General features: G+C 39.4%; 1 pseudogene. It reads left to right on the top strand.

The window, feature by feature from the left end:
- Nucleotides 1-810, top strand: a pseudogene (locus ACFINZ_RS10390) (lytic transglycosylase domain-containing protein); the annotation flags it as partial.

Here is an 810-nt window from a genome sequence, read left to right as displayed (position 1 = left end):
ATACGCTAATGTTGGTTTTCAACAGTGGATTAAAGAATTTAAAAAAGTAGCTCTCACCAATAATATTTTATCCTCTACATTTGATATGGCTTTTAAAGGAATCAACGCAATTGATCCAGAAGTTTTAAAAAAAGCCGCATACCAACCGGAATTTGTTGATCCTTCATGGAACTATTTCGACAATCGTGTTCATGACATTGCAATTATGGAAGGACAGAGCCAAACTAAAAAATGGCAAAAGTGGCTTTCTCAAATTGAAAAACGTTTTGGTGTTGATCGTAATATCCTCCTGGCGATTTGGTCAATGGAAAGCAATTATGGAAAAGTTTTAGCAAATAAAGATGTGATGCGTGATACCATTCGCTCATTAGCAACCTTAGCCTATGCTGATCAAAAACGCGCAAAATATGCACAAGCGCAATTGATTGCTGCCATGACAATTCTCCAAAACGGTGAAATTACACGTGCACAACTTACTGGCTCTTGGGCTGGTGCAATGGGACATACACAATTTATTCCAAGCAGTTATCTCGCTTATGCCATTGACGACGTGATATTTGGACTTCTGTTCCAGATGCCCTCGCAACCGCTGCTAATCTTCTCTACATGAATGGTTGGCAGTCTAAACTTCCTTGGGGAGTGGAAGTTAAATTGCCGCAAGGAAAAAATCTTCCCGAGGATTGGCATTCATTTGAACAATGGGCAAAGCTAGGTGTAAAACAGGCGAATGGAAAACATTTGCCTTCATTATCTGAACAAGCAATATTGAAATATCCAGATGGACCTCAAGGACCTATATTCCTAGTCACA

Origin of the sequence: Bartonella sp. AA81SXKL, assembly GCF_042196945.1 — a bacterium.
Lineage (GTDB): Bacteria > Pseudomonadota > Alphaproteobacteria > Rhizobiales > Rhizobiaceae > Bartonella.
The sequence above is the reverse complement of the archived record's forward strand: the minus strand, read 5'-3'. Positions and strand labels throughout refer to the sequence as shown.